Source organism: Streptomyces sp. NPDC045778 (genome assembly GCF_056431945.1).
The window spans coordinates 374,642-392,228 of sequence record NZ_JBWKJZ010000002.1 but is presented as its reverse complement, the minus strand read 5'-3'; the positions used below and the strand labels follow the sequence as shown (position 1 = coordinate 392,228).

At 72.9% G+C, this 17,587-nt stretch carries 21 protein-coding genes; 11 read left to right on the top strand and 10 right to left on the bottom strand.

All coding sequences use genetic code 11. The features are described from left to right. Positions 1-10 precede the first annotated feature (10 nt). The gene (locus AC07GB_RS04495) at positions 11-712 is read left to right on the top strand and encodes a TetR/AcrR family transcriptional regulator (protein WP_478841713.1); all 702 of its coding nucleotides are present in this window, start codon (positions 11-13) and stop codon (positions 710-712) included. Here AC07GB_RS04495 and AC07GB_RS04490 read toward each other — a convergent pair. The 6 genes from AC07GB_RS04490 to AC07GB_RS04465 all read right to left on the bottom strand — a co-directional run bounded on the left by AC07GB_RS04490 (position 709) and on the right by AC07GB_RS04465 (position 3,511). Next, entirely contained in the window at positions 709-1,302 is a 594-nt protein-coding gene (locus AC07GB_RS04490) for a DUF4291 domain-containing protein (RefSeq protein ID WP_478841712.1), read from the bottom strand. The two genes, AC07GB_RS04495 and AC07GB_RS04490, sit on opposite strands and share 4 nt — an antisense overlap. Positions 1,303-1,534: 232 nt before the next feature. Beyond that, the gene (locus tag AC07GB_RS04485; RefSeq protein WP_478841711.1) at positions 1,535-1,732 is read right to left on the bottom strand and encodes a DUF397 domain-containing protein; all 198 of its coding nucleotides are present in this window, start codon (positions 1,730-1,732) and stop codon (positions 1,535-1,537) included. 46 nt (positions 1,733-1,778) lie between these two features. Next, positions 1,779-2,057 carry a DUF397 domain-containing protein gene (locus tag AC07GB_RS04480; RefSeq protein ID WP_478841710.1) on the bottom strand — a complete coding sequence of 93 codons (279 nt, stop codon included), beginning with the start codon at positions 2,055-2,057 and terminating at the stop codon, positions 1,779-1,781. A gap of 46 nt (positions 2,058-2,103) precedes the next feature. After that, positions 2,104-2,382: a DUF397 domain-containing protein gene (locus AC07GB_RS04475; protein WP_478841709.1), complete on the bottom strand. Its 279-nt coding sequence runs from the start codon at positions 2,380-2,382 to the stop codon at positions 2,104-2,106. A 42-nt stretch (positions 2,383-2,424) separates the two neighbouring features. After that, positions 2,425-2,703 (bottom strand): DUF397 domain-containing protein, encoded by a 279-nt coding sequence (locus AC07GB_RS04470; protein WP_478841708.1) that lies wholly within the window; start codon positions 2,701-2,703, stop codon positions 2,425-2,427. Further along, complete coding sequence (locus AC07GB_RS04465; protein ID WP_478841772.1) at positions 2,663-3,511, bottom strand: helix-turn-helix domain-containing protein; 849 nt, start codon at positions 3,509-3,511, stop codon at positions 2,663-2,665. The genes AC07GB_RS04470 and AC07GB_RS04465 overlap by 41 nt, the downstream gene beginning before the upstream one ends. A gap of 88 nt (positions 3,512-3,599) precedes the next feature. Here AC07GB_RS04465 and AC07GB_RS04460 point away from each other — a divergent pair, with 88 nt between their 5' ends. From AC07GB_RS04460 to AC07GB_RS04450, 3 genes are read left to right on the top strand one after another with little or no spacing between them, the layout of a single operon-like run. Further along, positions 3,600-4,043 carry an ATP-binding protein gene (locus tag AC07GB_RS04460; protein WP_478841707.1) on the top strand — a complete coding sequence of 148 codons (444 nt, stop codon included), beginning with the start codon at positions 3,600-3,602 and terminating at the stop codon, positions 4,041-4,043. Beyond that, positions 4,033-4,509, top strand: a complete 477-nt coding sequence (locus AC07GB_RS04455) for a cupin domain-containing protein (RefSeq protein ID WP_478841706.1) — start codon at positions 4,033-4,035, stop codon at positions 4,507-4,509. The genes AC07GB_RS04460 and AC07GB_RS04455 overlap by 11 nt, the downstream gene beginning before the upstream one ends. Continuing rightward, positions 4,502-5,278, top strand: a complete 777-nt coding sequence (locus tag AC07GB_RS04450; RefSeq protein WP_478841705.1) for an SDR family NAD(P)-dependent oxidoreductase — start codon at positions 4,502-4,504, stop codon at positions 5,276-5,278. Before AC07GB_RS04455 ends, AC07GB_RS04450 begins: the two co-directional genes overlap by 8 nt. Before the next feature lie 194 nt (positions 5,279-5,472). On the opposite strand, the gene AC07GB_RS04445 is transcribed toward AC07GB_RS04450, so the two are convergent. Continuing rightward, positions 5,473-7,038 carry an MFS transporter gene (locus AC07GB_RS04445; RefSeq protein WP_478841704.1) on the bottom strand — a complete coding sequence of 522 codons (1,566 nt, stop codon included), beginning with the start codon at positions 7,036-7,038 and terminating at the stop codon, positions 5,473-5,475. Positions 7,039-7,173: 135 nt separating this feature from the next. Between AC07GB_RS04445 and AC07GB_RS04440 the strand changes: the two genes are divergently transcribed. After that, positions 7,174-7,917 (top strand): TetR/AcrR family transcriptional regulator, encoded by a 744-nt coding sequence (locus AC07GB_RS04440; RefSeq protein WP_478841703.1) that lies wholly within the window; start codon positions 7,174-7,176, stop codon positions 7,915-7,917. Between the two features lie 18 nt (positions 7,918-7,935). Here the strand turns inward: AC07GB_RS04440 and AC07GB_RS04435 are convergent, their stop codons facing one another. Next, positions 7,936-8,844: a LysR family transcriptional regulator gene (locus AC07GB_RS04435; protein WP_478841702.1), complete on the bottom strand. Its 909-nt coding sequence runs from the start codon at positions 8,842-8,844 to the stop codon at positions 7,936-7,938. 182 nt (positions 8,845-9,026) lie between these two features. Between AC07GB_RS04435 and AC07GB_RS04430 the strand changes: the two genes are divergently transcribed. Next, positions 9,027-10,298 (top strand): SGNH/GDSL hydrolase family protein, encoded by a 1,272-nt coding sequence (locus AC07GB_RS04430; RefSeq protein ID WP_478841701.1) that lies wholly within the window; start codon positions 9,027-9,029, stop codon positions 10,296-10,298. Between the two features lie 71 nt (positions 10,299-10,369). Here AC07GB_RS04430 and AC07GB_RS04425 read toward each other — a convergent pair whose 3' ends face one another. Then, positions 10,370-10,747 (bottom strand): hypothetical protein, encoded by a 378-nt coding sequence (locus tag AC07GB_RS04425; RefSeq protein WP_478841700.1) that lies wholly within the window; start codon positions 10,745-10,747, stop codon positions 10,370-10,372. A 166-nt stretch (positions 10,748-10,913) separates the two neighbouring features. On the opposite strand from AC07GB_RS04425, the gene AC07GB_RS04420 reads away from it, so the two are divergent. The 5 genes from AC07GB_RS04420 (at position 10,914) to AC07GB_RS04400 (ending at position 16,861) form a co-directional block, all read left to right on the top strand. Beyond that, a complete protein-coding gene (locus tag AC07GB_RS04420) occupies positions 10,914-11,939 on the top strand; it encodes an ATP-binding cassette domain-containing protein (RefSeq protein ID WP_478841699.1) in 1,026 nt (341 codons plus the stop codon). Further along, positions 11,936-12,781, top strand: coding sequence for an ABC transporter permease (locus tag AC07GB_RS04415; RefSeq protein ID WP_478841698.1), 846 nt, complete (start codon positions 11,936-11,938; stop codon positions 12,779-12,781). Before AC07GB_RS04420 ends, AC07GB_RS04415 begins: the two co-directional genes overlap by 4 nt. A gap of 87 nt (positions 12,782-12,868) precedes the next feature. Next, positions 12,869-13,732 (top strand): hypothetical protein, encoded by an 864-nt coding sequence (locus AC07GB_RS04410; protein WP_478841697.1) that lies wholly within the window; start codon positions 12,869-12,871, stop codon positions 13,730-13,732. Positions 13,733-13,789: 57 nt separating this feature from the next. Beyond that, the gene (locus AC07GB_RS04405; protein ID WP_478841696.1) at positions 13,790-14,806 is read left to right on the top strand and encodes an endonuclease/exonuclease/phosphatase family protein; all 1,017 of its coding nucleotides are present in this window, start codon (positions 13,790-13,792) and stop codon (positions 14,804-14,806) included. 60 nt (positions 14,807-14,866) lie between these two features. Beyond that, on the top strand, positions 14,867-16,861 hold the full coding sequence (locus AC07GB_RS04400; protein ID WP_478841695.1) for an FUSC family protein: 1,995 nt from the start codon (positions 14,867-14,869) through the stop codon (positions 16,859-16,861). A gap of 5 nt (positions 16,862-16,866) precedes the next feature. On the opposite strand, the gene snpA is transcribed toward AC07GB_RS04400, so the two are convergent. Then, positions 16,867-17,547, bottom strand: a complete 681-nt coding sequence (gene snpA / locus AC07GB_RS04395; protein ID WP_478841694.1) for a snapalysin — start codon at positions 17,545-17,547, stop codon at positions 16,867-16,869. Between the last annotated feature and the right edge of the window lie 40 nt (positions 17,548-17,587).

The window sequence follows — 17,587 nt, the reverse complement described above, 5'->3', positions numbered from 1 at the left end:
GGCGGCAGGGGTGGAGTCCGACGAGACGGACGAGGCGGGGGGCGCGGGCGGGGCGGCCCGGCGGCCCGCGAGGGCGTACGGAGGCAAGTCGGCCGACCAGCGCAGGGCCGAGCGGCGGCGGCGCCTGCTGGAGGCGGGCGTCGATATCTTCGGCTCGGGCCCCGGTGCCTACCGCTCGGCGTCCGTGGCCGCGCTGTGCGCCCGCGCGGGCCTGTCGACGCGGCAGTTCTACGAGGAGTTCCGCAACCTCGAAGAGGTGCTCGCGGCCCTGCACCGGCACGTACAGCAGGCCGCGCAGGCCGCCGTCATCTCGGCCCTCGCGGAGGTGGCGGGCGGGACCGTGCGCGAGCGCGTCGAGGCCGCCTTCCGCGCGTACGCACGCGTGCTCACCGCCCACCCGCACCTGGTGCGCATCGCCTTCGTGGAGGTCACCGGCGTCACCCCCGAGCTGGAGCGGCAGCGCCTTGAGGCCCGCAAGGGCTGGGTCGACCTCCTCGTCACCGCCCTGGACGAGGCCGCCGAGCACGGCGAGATCGGCGCCCGCGACTACCGCGTCGCGGCGCTCGGCTTCGTCGGGGCGGTGAACGCGCTCCTGTACGACTGGACCGCCGGGTACGTGGAGGCGGACCTGGACACGATCGTGGACGAGCTGATGCGCATGTTCATGGGCCTGCTCCAGCCGCCCCCCGACGCCGGGGCCGGTCCGGGCTAAGGGCGCAGGTGGGCGAGCAGCGCGTCCCCGGCGGGGTAGGCCGGCTCCGCCGGGAGGAGTGCGCGGGCCCCGTCGAGGTCTCCCTCGCGCACCGTCTCCCGTACGCGGCGGGCCCGCTCGGTGACGTCCGTGACCGACACGATCCATTCGTCCGCGTACCGCCGGGAGGCCTCGCCCGCGAGCCCCAGCTGGAGCGAGCGGTGCGGGAGCGGACGCAGGCGCAGATCGCGCTCCGGGTCCCACTGCACCCGGGCGGGCGCCTGCTTGAGCTGCCGCTTCCAGTCCGCCGCGTCAGCGTGCACGCCCGGCTCGTAGTGCGACAGGCACGCGTGCGCGAGGGCCCAGTCGAAGCCCTCCCTGCTGATCTCCAGGGCGAGGACCGTCTCCTGGCCCTCCTTCGTGCCCCAGCCGCAGCGGTACATCATCCACAGGAACGAGGGCTTGATCCATGTCATCCGCCCCCGCCGCCACGCGGCTGGAAACCGCCCGTCCCGGGCGGCGGGCTCCCCGAGGTGCGGGGCGTACGCCTGGTAGACGGTCACGGTGGTGTCGGTGTGGGCGGCTCGGATCTGGTACTTGGGGTGTTCCACGGGGCCAGCGTGCGGGCCCTGCGGGGGCTCGCGCCAGTGGTTTTACCTCCGGTCCGTTGCCCTCGCGGGGCGCCCCAGGCCCGCCCCTTCCCGAACCAGGGGCTGCCGCCCCTGGCACCCCGCAGTGCCCGTTGCCGAGGAGTTGAGCCGCATGCAGCCGCCTGTCACCCTGCGCCTCCGGCGGACCACCGACGCCGCCGCGCCGGAGGCCCTGACGGGCGGCCTGACCGGCCTACTTGAGGGCCCCGCGCACGAGCGCCGCGAAGGCCGCCACCGAGACGGTGACGCGGGGGCCCTCGGGGCGCTTGCTGTCGCGGATGGCTATGTGGGGGCTGGTGAGTTCAGAGACTTCGAGGCAGTCGCCTCCGGTGTCCGCGCTGTACGAGGACTTGCGCCACCGCGCCTTCGTCAGCTCAAGGGTGGCGCCCATGACGTTCCTCCTGTGCGCTAGTGAGGTCGCGTCCGTCACCCGGGTTTCAGAGGGTGCCGCCCACGGATGCGCCCACGAGGGCCGCGAAGGCCACCGCCGAGACGGTGACACAGGGCCCGCCGGGGCGCTTGCTGTCGCGGATCGCTATGTGAGGGCTGGGGAGTTCGGCGACTTCGACGCATTGGCCGCCGGTGTCCGCGCTGTACGAGGACCTGCGCCAGGCGGCGCCGTTGAGAGGGGCGCACTCCACGCAGTCGCCGCCGGTATCGCCTGTGTACGACGACTTACGCCACTGCGCGTTCGTCAGGTCCAGGGTGGCGCCCATGACGTTCCTCCTGTGCGCTAGTGAGGTCGCGTCCGGCACCCGGGTTTCAGAGGGTGCCGCACGCGGCCGCGCCGATGAGGGCCGTGAAAGCCACCGCCGAGACGGTGACACGGGGCCCGCCGGGGCGCTTGCTGTCGCGGATCGCTATGTGCGGGCTGGGGAGTTCGGCGACTTCTACGCACTCGCCACCGGTGTTACCGCTGTACGAGGACTTGCGCCAAGCCGCGCCGTTGAGAGGGGCGCACTCCACGCAGTCGCCACCGGTGCTTCCGCTATACGACGACTTACGCCACCGCGCGTTCGTCAGGTCCAGGGTGGTGCCCATGACGTTCCTCCTGTGCGCTAGTGAGGTCGCGTCCGGCACCCTTCAGAGGGTGCCGCACGCGGCCGCGCCGACGAGGGCGGTGAAGGCCGCTGCCGAGACGGTGAGGCGGGGCCCGTGGGGGCGCTTGCTGTCGCGGATGGCTATGTGGGGGCTAGGGAGTTCGGCGACTTCGACGCAGTCGCCGCCGGTGTTACCGCTGTATGAGGACGTGCGCCAGGCCGCGCCGTTGAGAGGGGCGCACTCCACGCAGTCGCCGCCGGTATCGCCGGTATACGAGGACTTACGCCACCGCGCGTCGGTCAGGTCCAGGACGGTCCCCATAACGTTCCTCCATCACACGGGAGATCAGCGCCGCCGAGTCCTCTACTGAGAGAGCAGCGGCCTGCAAATTAGCGTAACGGAGCGAAGCTTCGCGGACGGTTTCCGGGTTAGCCGTCATGTGGCCAGAGATCACGTCCTCGGTGTAGACGATCTCGGGGTCGTCGTCGAAGCGCAGCAGGTTGAACGACCCGGAGAGACTGACGTGTTCGCCTGCCGAGTATGGCAGGACCTGGATGCGCACCCACCGTCGCTGCTGACAGCCCAACAGGTGTCGCAGTTGCTCACGCATGACCTCTCGGCTCCCGATGGGGCGGTGCAGGGCTGCCTCATCGAGCGTCACCAGCGTCAGCGGCGGGCGCTCACGCTCCAGGACCCGTTGGCGTTCCAACCGTGCCGCGACCAAGTCGTCGAGGTTACTTGGCATCCTGGCCGCCAGAACCGCGCGCGCGTACGCCTCGGTTTGCAGAAGCCCGTATACCAACTGGACCTGGAACGTGGAGATATACGCGGCCTTGGCCTCCATCTCGGCGTAAGCCTGGAACCAGGTAGGCAGCTGGCTGCGCAACACCAGCCCCACCAGCCGGGAGAACATCCCGTCCGTACCGAGGGCGGCGTCGACGCGCTCCGAAAACTCGCGCGTGGGCACCTTCTTGGCGGTCTCGATCTGGCCGATCAGAGAGCCCGTGCAGAAGATGCATCCACCAAGCTCAGCCTGGTTGAGGCCCGCCCCTTCTCTCAGGCGGCGCAGCTCCGATCCGTAGAAGTCCAGCGGGGACGCGCTCGGGTCCAGCTCGTTGATGCGTACCACGGAAAGGTTCACCCCCGGCGTCAAACGCCCGTCAGCGTTGCTCTCGTTGCGTAGCCAAGAGTAAGCGGAGCGCGTCAGCCTGAGTGACATGAATCACGCAACTGACCTCCTTGACCCAGGAGTTGGCGGCAGCTATCGGATGAGCTTCACCGTCGGTGAGCACTCGGCGGGGCCGCTGCGGCGGATCCTGCGGACGTATCTGGGGCGTTGGGGCCTGGCCGGGCTGGCCGACGAGGCCGAGCTGGCGCTCACGGAGCTGGTCGCCAACGTCGTACGGCACGTGCCGGACCGCCGGTGCACGGTGCTCATCCTGCGGCGGCCGCGCGGGCTCCGCGTGGAGGTGACGGACACGAGCGACGCGCTGCCCGCCCCGGCGGAACAGCCGGTCGGCGAACCGGCGGAGGGCGGGCACGGGCTCAGGCTCGTCGACGCGGTCACGGACCGGTGGGCCGTTACGGTGCTGCCTGACGGCGCGGGCAAGACCATCTGGTTCGAGTGCGACGACGGGAAGGGCGTGGACGGTGACCCCTGAGGAACTGATCGCCGAGCACGGGCTGGTGCCTCTGGAGTTCGAGGGCGGGCGGTACCGCAGAACTTGGGTAGGGCCGCCAGGGCCGCCGGACGGGGCGGGCCGGCCCGTCGGGTCGGCCATCATCATGCTGCTGACCTCGGAGCCCGGCGACTTCTCCGCGCTGCACCGGCTGCCCATCGACGAGGTCTGGCACTTCTACCGGGGCGATGCCCTTGAGCTGCTGCTCCTGCACCCGGACGGCGGCGACGAGCTGCGCGTGCTCGGGGGCGGCGGGGAGTTCCAGCTCGTCGTACCAGCGGGGACGTGGATGGGCGCGCGGGTGCGGGCCGGAGGTGAGTGGGCGCTCTTCGGTACGACGATGGCGCCCGGGTTCATGGACGAGGACTACGAGGGCGGGGAGGCGGGCGCGCTCGCCGCCGCGTACCCCGGCCGAGCGGATCTGATCAGGGAGCTGTGCCGTGACTGACCCCGAACTTCCCTCCCTCGCGGGGCGCGTGGCCCTCGTCACCGGGGCCAGTGGGCTCCTTGGCGGCGGGATCGCCCGGCGGTTCGCGGCGGCCGGGGCTGCGGTCGTCCTGCACTGCCGTCAACAGGAGGACCGGGCGCGGGCGGTGGCCTCCGAGATCGGCGCGGCGGGCGGGGACGCCCTCGTCGTGGCGGCGGACCTGCGGGAGGAGAGCGAGTGCCACCGGCTCGTGGGCGAGGCCCACGCGTGGCGCGGGCGCCTCGACGCGCTGGTGAACAACGCCGGGGTGCAGCCCGTCCAGCCGCTGCGGGGCATGTCCGCCGCGGACTGGCGCGCGCTTCAGGAGGCCAATGTGACCAGTGCGTTCGCCTGTACGCAGGCGGCGGCGGAGGTCATGGGCGCGCAGGAGGGCGGAGGCAGTGTCACGCACATCGCCTCCATCGAGGGGCACCAGCCCGCGCCGGGCCACGTGCACTACGCCGCGTCGAAGGCGGCGCTGATCATGTTCGCGCGGGGGGCGGCCGTGGAGTACGGGCCGCTCGGGGTGCGGGTGAACAGCGTGTCGCCAGGGCTGATCGAGCGGCCCGGCCTTGCGGCGGAGTGGCCCGAGGGGGTGGAGCGGTGGGGGCGGGCCGCGCCCTTGTCCCGGCTGGGGCGGGCGGAGGACGTGGGGGCGGCGTGTGTGTTCCTGGCGTCCTCGGGGGCCTCCTGGGTGACGGGGGTCGATCTGGTGGTGGACGGCGGGGTGAGCGCGTGCCCCACGTGGTGAGCCAGGGCGGCTGCGGGAGGCCGCGCCGGTAGCCCCGGGGCCGCGCCCCGCGTCGCCCCGAAAAGGCGACAGCCCGCGAGCCGGGGGAGGATCGCGGGTGTCGCCGGGGGATCTGTGGAGGGCCGGGCGGAGGGGGGGCCGCCGGGCCCGGGGGTGGGCTCGGCGGAGGGGGGCCGCCGAGCCCGGAGGGTGGCTCAGTGGGAGACGAGGTCCGGCTCCCGGTCCTCGTCGACGGCCGGGGCGTCGGGCCCGGGCTTCATCAGGAAGAGGGAGAGGACCGCGGCGACGAGGACCGCGGCGGCCCCGGCGACGAAGGTCGCGGACATGGCGTCGGTGAAGGCGGACCGCACCGCGTCGCCCAGGGCCTCGTTCCCGGTCTTGGCGGCCTCGGCGAGGCCTTCGACCACGGAGTTGTCCGCGGTGTCGGAGGCCGAAGCCGGCATTTCCTTGGCGTACGTGCTGGAGAGGACCGAGCCGAGGATGGCGACGCCGAGGGCGGCGCCGGCCTGCTGGACGGTGTCGTTGAGGGCGGAGCCGACGCCGGCGTGCTCGCTGGGAACCGCGCCCATCAGGGCGGCCACCGCGGCGGGCATCGCGAGGCCGCCGCCCATGCCCATCAGGACCATGGCGATGGCGACGATGCCGAAGCCGTCACCGGGTTCGAGCGTGGTGAGGGTGAAGAATCCGCCCGCCGTGATGGTGAGGCCGACGGCCACCATGAAGCGGTTGCCGAGCTTCTGGCCGAGCGTGGCGCCCAGGGTGTTGAACACGAGGGAGGCGACGGCGAGAGGTGCGAAGGCCCAGCCGGTCTTCGTCGGCGAGTAGTGCAGGACGAACTGGAGGTACTGGGTCAGGACGAGCAGCAGGCCGCCGTTGGCGAAGGTCAGCAGGACGATCGAGAAGCTGGCGCCGGTGAAGACGCGGTTGCGGAACAGCTCCAGGGGGACCATCGGCTCCTCGACGCGGGTCTCCCAGAAGCCGAAGCTGACGAGGGCGACGACGGCGACGATCCCGGCGACGAACACCTTCGGGGAGTCCAGGCCTTCCTTCGGCCACTCGGTGATCGTCCACACCAGGGCGACCATGCCGACGACCGACAGGACGATGCCGGCCGGGTCGGCCTTGCGCCAGGGACCCTTGGACTCCGGCATCAGGACGAGCGCGGCGATGATCGCGACGCCGACGATCGGCAGGTTGATCAGGAAGACCGAGCCCCACCAGAAGTGGCCGAGCAGGGCGCCGCCGAACACCGGGCCGCCGACCAGGCCGACCATGGCCACGGCGCTCCAGGCCGCGATGGCCTTGGGCCGCTCCTTCTCGTCGAAGACGGTGATGAGGATCGAGAGGGTGCTCGGCATGATCAGCGCGCCGCCGATGCCCATCAGGACACGCCCCGCGATCAGCTGCTCGGGGCTGTTGGCGACCATCGCGATGAGTGAGGCCCCGCCGAAGAGCACCAGGCCGAGCACCATCACCTTGCGCCGGCCGAAGCGGTCCGAGAGCGAACCGGACGTCAGCAGCAGACCCGCGAAGACCAGCATGTACGAGTCGAGGATCCACTGGATGTCGGAGGCGGTGGCCCCGATGTCCTCGGCGATGGGCGGGATCGCCACCGTCAGGATCATGTTGTCCACGACCAGGACCAGCGTGCTCAGGCACAGCACGACGAGGATCAGCCAACGTCGCGGGTCACGCACCGTGGTCTCGCCGCCCGTGTCCTCCCCCCGGTCGTCCTCGCCCTGCGCTGCAAGCCCGTCCATCGGGACCTCCTCGGTACGTCGTTCGCTGACACCGAACACTGTACGTACGCCGCACAGTGTTCGCAAGCCCCGAACACTGTTCGCATTCTGCGCTAAGGTAGGGGCGTTACGTCGGAGCAGAGAAAGGGTGGCCGCATGCCGCGCACCGGGAAGCCGACCGCGATCTCCGTCTGGACCCGGCCGCAGCGACCGCGCCGGGAACAGCCCGCGCTCAGCCGGGACCAGATCGTCGCGGAGGCCATCGCGCTGCTCGACGCCGAGGGCATCGAGGCGCTGAGCATGCGCAAGCTGGGCACGCGCCTGAACGCGGGCGCCACCTCGCTCTACACGCACGTGTCCAACAAGGACGAGATCATCGAGCTGGCCGTCGACCAGGTCTACGGCGAGATCGAGGTGCCGCTGCCCGAGTCCGGCACCCGCGAGGACTGGCGCGAGGCGACCCAGCGCTTCGCCGAGAACGTCCGCGCGACGCTGCTCCGCCACCCCTGGATCGCCTCCGTCCTCGGCGAGCTGGGCATGGCCCACCTGGGGCCGAACATGATGGGCCTCACCGAGGAGATGCTCGGCCTCTTCGAAGCCGGCGGGTACGACCTGGAGACCTCCGAGATCGCCGTCAAGACCATCTGGGCGTACGTCATCGGCATCGCCACCACCGAGGCCGCGTACCTCACGACGCTCGCGCGCAGCGGCCGCACCGAGCAGGACTGGCACGACGCGGTGCGCCCCGCGGCGGCGGACGCGGTGCAGGCGTATCCGCGGCTGCGGAAGATGTACGCGATGTCACCGCAGGGCGCCGACCCGAGCAGCGCGCGGCAGGGCTACTTCAAGGTGGGCATCGCCTGCATCCTCGACGGCCTGGAGACCCACGTCGCCCCCTGACGGGTCCCCGTCCCCGGGCTAGAAGCCGGCGGGGCCGCCGTTGGCCGCGAGGGCGTCGTGGATGGCCTGGGTGAAGGCCCGGGTCCGCGCCGTCGGCGTGCCCGCGCGCCACACCGCCGCCACCTCGGCCGCGGGCAGGTCAGGCACGGGCACGAAGACGACGTCCGGCCGGGAGTAGTACGTCTCGACGGAGGCGATGACCGGCGACACGCCCTGCCCCGTGGCGATGAGGGTCATCAGCTCCTGGAACGTGGCCACCGCCTGCCCCCGCCTGATCTCCCGCCCCGACGGCGTGCGCGGCGGCACCTGGAAGTCCCACCAGTAGGCCGGCGCGCTGCTCACCACCCCGAAGCAGGTCTCGTCCGCCAGGTCCTCCCAGGACAGCGCCGCGCGGCCGGCGCGCGGATGGTCCACGGGCATCGCCAGGACACGGGGCTGGCTGATGAGGACGGGCCCGACCGTCAGATCGGGCTCGTCCACCGGCAGGCAGGTGAAGAGCACGTCGACCTCCCCGGACCGCAGCGGCCCGAGCGGGTCCTGGAACTGGGTCTCCCGCATCCGGACCTCGCACCGCGGGCACCGCTCGCGGAACAGCTTCAGGATGGGCTGGGTCAGCGCCCCGGCGCCCGCGCCGAGGAAGCCGACGCCCACCTCGCCCTCCACACCGCGCGCCACGTCCTTGGCGCGGGCCACCGCCTCCTCCATGAGCCGGTGCAGCGGCGCCAGGTCGTCGTACAGCTGACGCCCGAGCGGCGACAACCGCACCACGCGGCTGGTGCGTTCGAAGAGCGTGCCGCCGATCCTGCGCTCCAGCTTCTTCACGGTCTGGCTGACCCGCGCCTGCGAGACCAGCAGGCGCTCCGCCGTGTGCCCGAAGTGCAGCTCCTCGGCGAGCGTCAGAAACGTCTCCAGCTCCTGCCGTTCCATCCAGCCCCTCCCCGTGCTCGGACCTGATCGACTTCTCCCCCTCTGACCTGCATCGATAAGCCAGAGCGAAGTGATCGTTTCATGGATCGCCGTTGATCGGGCAGGAGCGGCGGCGGATCGTTGTCCCACCGGCCGGACCGACCGGACAGCTCGCCCGCCCCCTCAACTCCCAAGGATCCGCCATGCCTTCGCTCACTCGTCAGTCCGTCGTCACCGCCGCCGCGCTCGCCCTCGTCGCGGGGCTCGCGGCGAGCGGGGCCAGCGCCTCCCCGGACGCCCGGCCCGCCGCCGGGGACTGGTCCGCCGCCTGGGCCGCCTCCCCGCAGCGCCCCAGCATCGGCTTCACCCCCAACTGGTCCGAGGCCGGCTTCGACCGCCACACCCTGCGCCAGGTCGTGCGCGTGACCCAGGGCGGCGACAGCGCGCGCATCCGGCTCTCCAACGCCTACGGCGCCTCCCCGCTGCACATCGAGGGCGCCACCGTCGCGCGCACCCAGGGCACCAAGGGCGCCGCCGTCGAGAAGGGCACCCTGCGCCGCCTCACCTTCGGCGGGAAGCGCTCGGTCACCGTCCCGGCCGGGGGGCAGCTCTCCAGCGACGCGGCCGCGCTCGGCCTGGACCGCTTCGACTCCGTCACCGTGACGCTCCGCCTCGCCCGCACCACCGGGCCCGCCACCTTCCACGCCCAGTCCTTCGCGACCAGCTACCGCGCCACGGGCGACCACCTCACCGACACCGGCGCCGCCGCCTTCGGCGAGTCCACCGAGTCCTGGTACTACCTCTCGGGCGTCGACGTACGCGGCGAGCGGCCCGCGAAGCGCGACGGCGTCGTCCTGTTCGGCGACTCCATCACCGACGGCTTCGGCTCCTCCACCGACCTCAACCGCCGCTGGTCCGACGCCGTCGCCGAGCGCCTCGCCAAGGCGGGCAAGGCACGCCCCGTGGTCAACTCCGGCATCGGCGGCAACCTCGTCCTCAACGACTCGGCGTGGTTCGGCGACAAGAGCGCCACCCGGTTCGCGCGGGACGTCACCGACCTGCCGAACGCCGGGACCGTCGTCGTCCTCGAAGGCGTCAACGACGTCGGCTTCAGCGAGACCGACAAGCCGACGTACAAGCCCGCGCCGGTCGTGACCGCGAAGGAACTCATCAACGGCCACCGCGAGCTGATCCGCGCCGCGCACGCCAAGGGCCTGAAGGTCGTCGGCGCCACCCTGGTGCCGTTCGGCGGCTCCGACCACTACGGCAAGCACGCCGCCGCCGTCAGCGACGCCTTCAACACCTGGGTGCGTACGTCCGGCGCGTACGACGGGTACGTCGACTTCGACAAGGCCCTCGCCGACCCGAAGGACCCCGAGCGCATCCGGCCCGCCTACGACAGCGGCGACCACCTGCACCCGAACGACGCCGGCTACCGGGCCATGGCCCGCGCGGTCGACCTGAAGACGCTCTAGCCCCCCGCCCTTATCTCATCCCGCTCTGGATAGAACGCTCGTTCCAGTCGGCTGCAAGGTTCCGTCGCGGGCTACTCGTGCGTGTAGAAGTAGTAGAACGTCGCGACGAAGACGCCGCCCGCGACCACCGCCGCCATGCCCGTGGACCGCAGCACGCTCGCGTCGGTGAGGCTGTAGAGGAAGCCGAAGCTCACGCCCGCGAAGGTGGCCCAGGCCAGGGCGCGCAGCTCGCGCGGCAGGGCCGGGGCGAAGCGGCGCACGGCGGCGTACAGGGCGCCGAAGACGACCCCGGTGACCACGCCGTACAGGACGTTTCCGCCGGTGATCGGTCCGCCCTCGCGGTGGATGCCCGCCGCCCAGACGCCGTAGACGACGGCCAGGAGGACGGGGCCCGCCCAGGCGTGGGAGAGGCTGCGGATGCCGGGGGATCCGTGTGCGGTGAGTGCCATGGCGGTTCCTCTCTGCTCAGGCTCTGCGGCCTCCTCCCAGGAAACACCCGCTCGGGCCCGCGCTCCACCGGAGCGATGAGTTTCCGCTCGCGCGCCGGTCTCCCCTCATGACACGGCGCACCGCTACCGCACCGCGCGCGGCATCGCACCTGGAGGGCGCAGGGACATGAGGACCACACAGCCGGGACGGGACGGCCTCGCCATCGAGACCGCGGGCCTGGTGAAGGCGTTCGGGGAGAACCGCGCGGTCGACGGCGTCGACCTGACCGTCCCCGCGGGCACGGTCTACGGCCTGCTCGGGCCGAACGGCGCGGGCAAGACGACCACGGTGAAGATGCTCGCCACGCTGCTGCGCCCGGACGGCGGCGAGGCGCACGTCTTCGGCCACGACGTGGTCCGCGAGGCCGACGCCGTCCGCACCCGCGTCAGCCTCACCGGCCAGTACGCGTCGGTGGACGAGGACCTCACCGGCACCGAGAACCTGGTCCTGCTCGCCCGCCTCACGGGCCACGGCAAGAAGGCCTCGTACGCGCGCGCCGAGCAGCTCCTCACCGCGTTCGGCCTGGGCGAGGCCGCCGGGCGGCAGGTGAAGCACTACTCGGGCGGCATGCGGCGCCGCATCGATATCGCCGCCTCCATCCTCAACACCCCTGACCTGCTCTTCCTCGACGAGCCGACCACCGGGCTCGACCCGCGCAGCCGCAACCAGGTGTGGGACATCGTGCGCGCGGTGGTCGCCCAGGGCACCACGGTCCTGCTGACCACGCAGTATCTGGACGAGGCCGACCAGCTGGCGGCCCGCATCGCCGTCATCGACCAGGGCAGGGTCATCGCCGAGGGCACCAAGGGCGAGCTGAAGGCGTCCGTCGGCGCCGGCTCCGTGCACGTCCGGCTGCGGGACGCGGCCCAGCGCGAGGAGGCGGCCCGGCTCCTCGCGCGCGCCCTGGGCGCGCAGGTGCAGCTGGAGCCGGACCCGGTGGCGCTCACCGCCCGGGTCGGCGACGGCGGGCGCGGCGCCGAGGAGGCCGCCGCCGAGAAGGCGTCGCGGGCGCTCGCCGGGCTCGCCCACGCGGGCATCGTCGTCGACAACTTCTCCCTGGGCCAGCCCAGCCTCGACGAGGTGTTCCTGGCCCTCACCGACCAGCCGCTCGACCACCAGCAGACCCGTGAGGAAGCCGAGGCCGCGCTATGAGCACCATGACCCCCACCGAGGCCCAGGAACTCGCGCCCGTCCGCACCGAGTCCCTGGCCGAACTGCTCATCTCCAAGGACCGCCCGCGCCGCCCCAGCGCCCTGTCGACGTCCTTGACGTTCGGCTGGCGGGCGGTCCTGAAGATCAAGCACGTGCCGGAGCAGCTGTTCGACGTGACGGCGTTCCCGATCATGATGGTGCTGATGTACACGTACCTCTTCGGGGGCGCGCTGGCCGGATCCCCGCGCGAGTACGTCCAGTACCTGCTGCCCGGCATCCTCGTGATGTCCGTCGTCATGATCACGATGTACACGGGCGTGTCGGTCAACACCGACATCGAGAAGGGCGTCTTCGACCGCTTCCGCTCGCTGCCGATCTGGCGGCCGTCGGCGATGGTCGGCTACCTCCTCGGCGACGTCCTGCGCTACGCCATGGCGTCCGCCGTGATGCTGAGCGTCGGCCTCGTCCTCGGCTTCCGCCCGGGCAACGCGGCCGGGGTGCTCCTCGGCGTGCTGCTCCTGCTGGTCTTCGCCTTCGCCTTCTCCTGGGTGTGGACGATGTTCGGGCTGCTCCTTCGCACCGAGAAGTCGGTGATGGGCGTCAGCATGATGGTGCTGTTCCCGCTGACGTTCCTCTCCGACATCTTCGTGAAGCCCGAGACCATGCCCGGCTGGCTCCAGGCCTTCGTCAACAACAACCCGGTCACCCACGTCGCCTCCGCCGTGCGCGGCCTGATGGCGGGCGACTGGCCGGGCACGGAGATCACGTGGAGCCTGGCCTGGGCGGCCCTGCTCGTGGCGGTGTTCGGGCCGGTGACGATGCGGCTGTACAACCGCAAGTAGCCCCCCCCCCCCCCCCCGCGGGCCCGCCCTGCTCCATCCGGACTCCCCCGGTCGCGCCCCGCGTGACCGGGGTCTTGCCTTGGTGGCGTGCCCCCACGTCCGCGCGCCGCCCTCTGTGCCGTCCTGCTCGTCCTCGCCTGCCTCCTGGTCCCCCTCGGCGTGGTCTCGACCTGGGCGGCGTACGAGATCCAGGACACGGACCGGTACGTCGCCACGATGGCGCCGCTGTCCTCCGACCCGGCGGTGCGGGCGGCCGTGGCCGACGCCGTCACCGAGTCCGTGGTCAAGGAGATCGACGCGGGGCCGTTGCAGTCCACGGTCGAGTCGTTCGTGCGGGACGCCGTCGGGTCCTTCACCGGCACCGCGGCCTTCCGCACCGCCTGGAACGCGGCGAACCGCGCCGCGCACGCGGCCGTCGAACAGGCCCTGGAGAACGACTCCGACAGCGAGGTGCGCATCGACCTCGCGCCGATCACGGAACAGGTCAAGCGGCGGCTCGGCGAGGAGGGCGTGCCCTTCGCCGACCGCATCCCCGTGCGCCACACCGAGGTCACGGTCATGAAGTCGCAGGACCTGAGCGACTACCGGAAGGTGTTCCGCATGCTCCAGGCCGCGGGCCTCTGGCTGCCCGTCGCCGCCGCGGTGTGCGCCGCGGGCGGCATCCTCCTCGCGGCGCGCCGCCGCCGCGCCCTGTACGCGACCGCCCTCGGCACGGCGGCGGGGGCCGCCGCGCTCGCCGCCGCCGTCGCCGTCGGCCGCGTCCTCACCCTGGACGACCTGCCCCCGGACGTGTCCCGGGCCGCCGCGGGGGCCGTCTACGACGCGCTCACCCAGACCCTGCGGGTGACGGCGTGGGTCCTGGTGGGCCTCGGTCTGCTCGTGGCGGCCGGCGCGTGGTGGCTCTCCCGCAGGCGCGCCGGGAAACTTTCCGCGGAGCCGCCACGTCTCTAAGGGAGGATCCGGACAGCACGCCGCCCGGCGGGCGTCCCGTCGAGGAAAGGCCGCCCCTTGGAGCACGCGACGGCACCGCCCACCGCCCCTGAGGACGCACTGCTCGCCGACGTCCCCGTGCGGCGGCCGGGCAGGTGGCGGCTCTCCGCCTGGACCGCGGGCCTGCTGCTCGCCTCGGTGAGCGCCGTGCTCGGCTGCCGCGCCGCCGACACCGACGCGGTCACCCCCGTGCCGCAGGTCCTCGCCTTCCTGCCGTGGCTCCTCGCGCCCGCCGTGCTCGCGCTGCTGCTCGCCGCGTACGGGCGCTGGCGCGTCGGGCTCGTCTGGGCGGTGGCCGTGCTCGGCGGGCTCGCCTGGTTCATGGAGCCGTACGGGAAGGTGGTGGAGCCGGACGGGCCGCCCGTGGCCGACCTGCGCGTCCTGGCCTCCAACGTCGAATTCGGGCGCGGGACCCCGGGGTTGGTCAAGGCCGTGCGGAAGCACGAGCCGGACCTCGTCTTCGTGTCCGAGTGCGACCGCGCGTGCCGGGCGACACTGCGCGAAGAGCTGCCGGAGTCGGCGTACCCGCACCGGGTGGCCGCCGGGGGGAACGGGGCCGACGGGTCCGTCATCCTCTCCGACGTGCCGCTGAAGCGGGCCGCCGGGGTGCGCGGGACGCTGGGCATGCCGGGGGCCGTCGCCGAGGTCAAGGGCGTGCCCGTGCGGCTCCAGCTCGCCCACCCCATGCCGCCCACGCCCGGCGACGTCGACCGCTGGCGCAGGGAGCTGGGCTCCCTGCGCGCCTACGCCGCCGCGGGGGACGGGCGGCCCACCATCCTGGCCGGGGACTTCAACGCCACGCAGGACCACGCGGCGTTCCGGCGCATCCTCGACACGGGCCTGCGCGACGGGGCGCGCGTCGCCGGGGCCGACCGGACGCCCACCTGGCCCACGGCGCTGCCCCGGCCCTTCGGTACGCAGATCGACCACGTCCTCACCACGCCCGACTTCGCCGCGCACACGGCCCGGTTCCTCACCATCGGCGACACCGACCACCGCGCGGTGCTCCTGGACCTGACGCTGCACCAGAGCTGAGCACTGCCACGCCCCTCCCCGTATCCCCAGGTCAGAGCCGGGCCCAGCCATAATGGCGGCATGGCACGTCGAGCCCCACTGGCCGCACTCACCCCACCGGACTGGCTCGTCAGGTCACTCAAGCCACAGCCGGCCCCCGTCCCCTGGGCGGCCGTCGCCCGCGCCGGCATCGCCATGTCCCTGCCCCTGGCGATCGGCATGGCGGCGGGCCACCCCGCCTACGGCGCCCTCGCCTCCATGGGCGCCCTGTCCGGCGTCATCGGCGACACCGCGGACGCGTACCGCATGCGGATCCTCAACATCGCCGTCCCGCAGCTGTTCGGCGCGCTCGGCGTCACCCTGGGCTCGCTCGTGCACGGCCACGGGTGGGTCGCGGTCGCCGCGGTGACCGTCGTCGCGCTGGTCTCGGGGATGATGTCGACGATCGGCGCCGTCGCCTCCGTGTCGGGGCTCCTGCTGCTGCTCAACGCGGTCATCGGCGCGGGCCTGCCGCTGCCCGGCGCGTGGTGGCTCGCCCCCGCCCTGATGACCGGCGGCGGCCTGCTCGTCCTGGTCCTCGCCCTGCTCGCCTGGCCGCTGCGGTCCGGCGTGCCCGAGCGGGCCGCCGTCGCGGCCGCGTACCGGAAGGTGGCCGCGCTCCTGGAGGCGGCGGGCACCGAGCACACCGGCGACGACGCCTACGACGAGGCCCGCGCCGCCGTCACCGCCCAGCTCAACCAGGCCTACGACCTCGTCCTCGCCCGCCGCACCCGCGACCACGGCCGCAGCCCCGACCTGGTGCGGCTGATCGCCGAGCTGAACGCCATCACCCCGGTCGTCGAGGCCGCGCCCGCCGCCCACCAGTACGGCGAGGAGCTGCCGCCCGAGCTGCCGGAGGCCGCCCGCCGGCTCGCCGCGGCCATCGCCCGCGGCCCCGGCGCGGAGCCCGCGGGCCTCGGCCTGCCCGAGGAGCTGCCGGAGGAGCTGCCCGCGGCGTACGGCCCCGCCGCCCGCGCCGTGTACCAGGCGCTGCGGCACGCCGCCGACACCCTCGCCGACCCCGACCCGCTCACCGCCGTGCACGCGGAGGACCGGCTCGGGCGGCCCGCCGCGCTGCGCGTGCGGGCCCGGCGCGCGACCCGCAACGTGGTGCTCTCCGGGGCCTCCTGGCGCTACGGCCTGCGGCTCGCGCTGTGCATCGGCATCGCGCAGTCCCTGGTGTCCCTCGTCGACGTGCCGCGCTCGTACTGGGTGGCGCTCACCGTCACCTTCGTCCTGAAGCCGGACTTCGGCTCGGTGTTCTCCCGCGCGGTGATGCGGGCCCTGGGCACGGCGGCGGGGCTCGTGGTGGCCGCGGCCGTGCTCTCCGCCCTTCACCGGGGCTGGTGGGACGTGCCCGCGGTGCTCGTCCTCGCCATGCTCATCCCCGCGCTCACCCCGCGCGGGTACGGCTACCAGACCGCCGCCATCACCCCGGTGATCCTGCTCCTGTCGGACGTCCTCAACCACCAGGGCTTCGGGCTCGTCCTGCCCCGCCTCCTCGACAGCCTCATCGGCTGCGCCATCGCGCTGGTCGCGGGCTATCTGCTGTGGCCGGAGAGCTGGCACACGCGGATCGGGGACCGGCTCGCGGACGCGGTCGCCGACACGGCGGCGTACGTGGAGTGCGCCTTCGGGGACGACGGCACCGGAGGCGATCCGGCCGCGCGGGCCCGGATGCGGCGGCGCCTGTACCGCGACCTGTCCGACATCCGCACCGAGTTCCAGCGCGCCCTCACCGAACCGCCGCCCGTCGGCACGCGGGCCGCCGCGTGGTGGCCCCTGGTGGTGGCCGTGGAGCGGATCGTCGACGCGACCACGGCCGCACGGGTGCGCGTACGGCACGGAGCCTCCGCCCCCGAGGGGGCGGAGGCCGGGGAAGTCGTGCGGCAGCTGCGCGAACTGGCCGCCGCCCTGCGGGAGGTGGAGGTGCTCGTCCCGGTCCCGGTGGAGTTCACCGGGACCGAGGACAGCGTCCTCGAACCCCTCCGCCAGGAGGTGGCCGCGGCCCGCGCGATCGCGTCACCGCGGCCCTAGCGAGGTCACTGCTTGGCGGTCTGGACCTGCTTCATGGCCTTGGCCAGGCCGTTGGCCCAGAGCTGGTTGACCCGGGCGCGCTCCTGCGCGTTGGGCTGGGCGTTCTGGCAGGACGGGCCGGGGCCGCCGCCGGACATCAGTTCCGAGCACGGGCCGCGGTAGTTGTCGGGCAGGCCGAGCACGTGCCCGGTCTCGTGGGCGGTCACGCGGGTGGAGTTGTACTGCTGGTTCTGCCGGTAGTCGAGGAAGATGTAGCCGCGGCCGTGGCCGTCGGTGCTCGCGTACGAACCCCGGGGGTCGTTGCCCTCGCGGTACGAGAAGCTCGCGCCGGTCGTGCCCTCGCGCAGCTGCACGTTGGTGACGGCGGCGTTCCATATGGAGGTGCTGGAGGCGATCTGCTGCCGGAAGGAGGGGGCACGCGACGCGTTGTACGTGACGGTGACGGCCTTCACGCCGGGGTTCGCGGCACGCTTCTCGGCGACCGCCTTGACGACGGCCTCGAAGAACGCCTTGTTGGCCGCGGCCTCTTCGGCGGAGCCCGCGTAACGGGCGTACGACGAGGAGACGGTGCTCTTGTCGGCCTTGGCCGAGTCGGCCGCCGTGGCAGCCGAGGCGACGGAGGAGGTGCCGAGCGCGGCGACCGCGAGTCCGAGCGCGGCGGCGACGGAGACATAACGCTGGTGCATGTGGGGGGCTCCCTACTCGTTCGGTGAAAGATGAACGTTT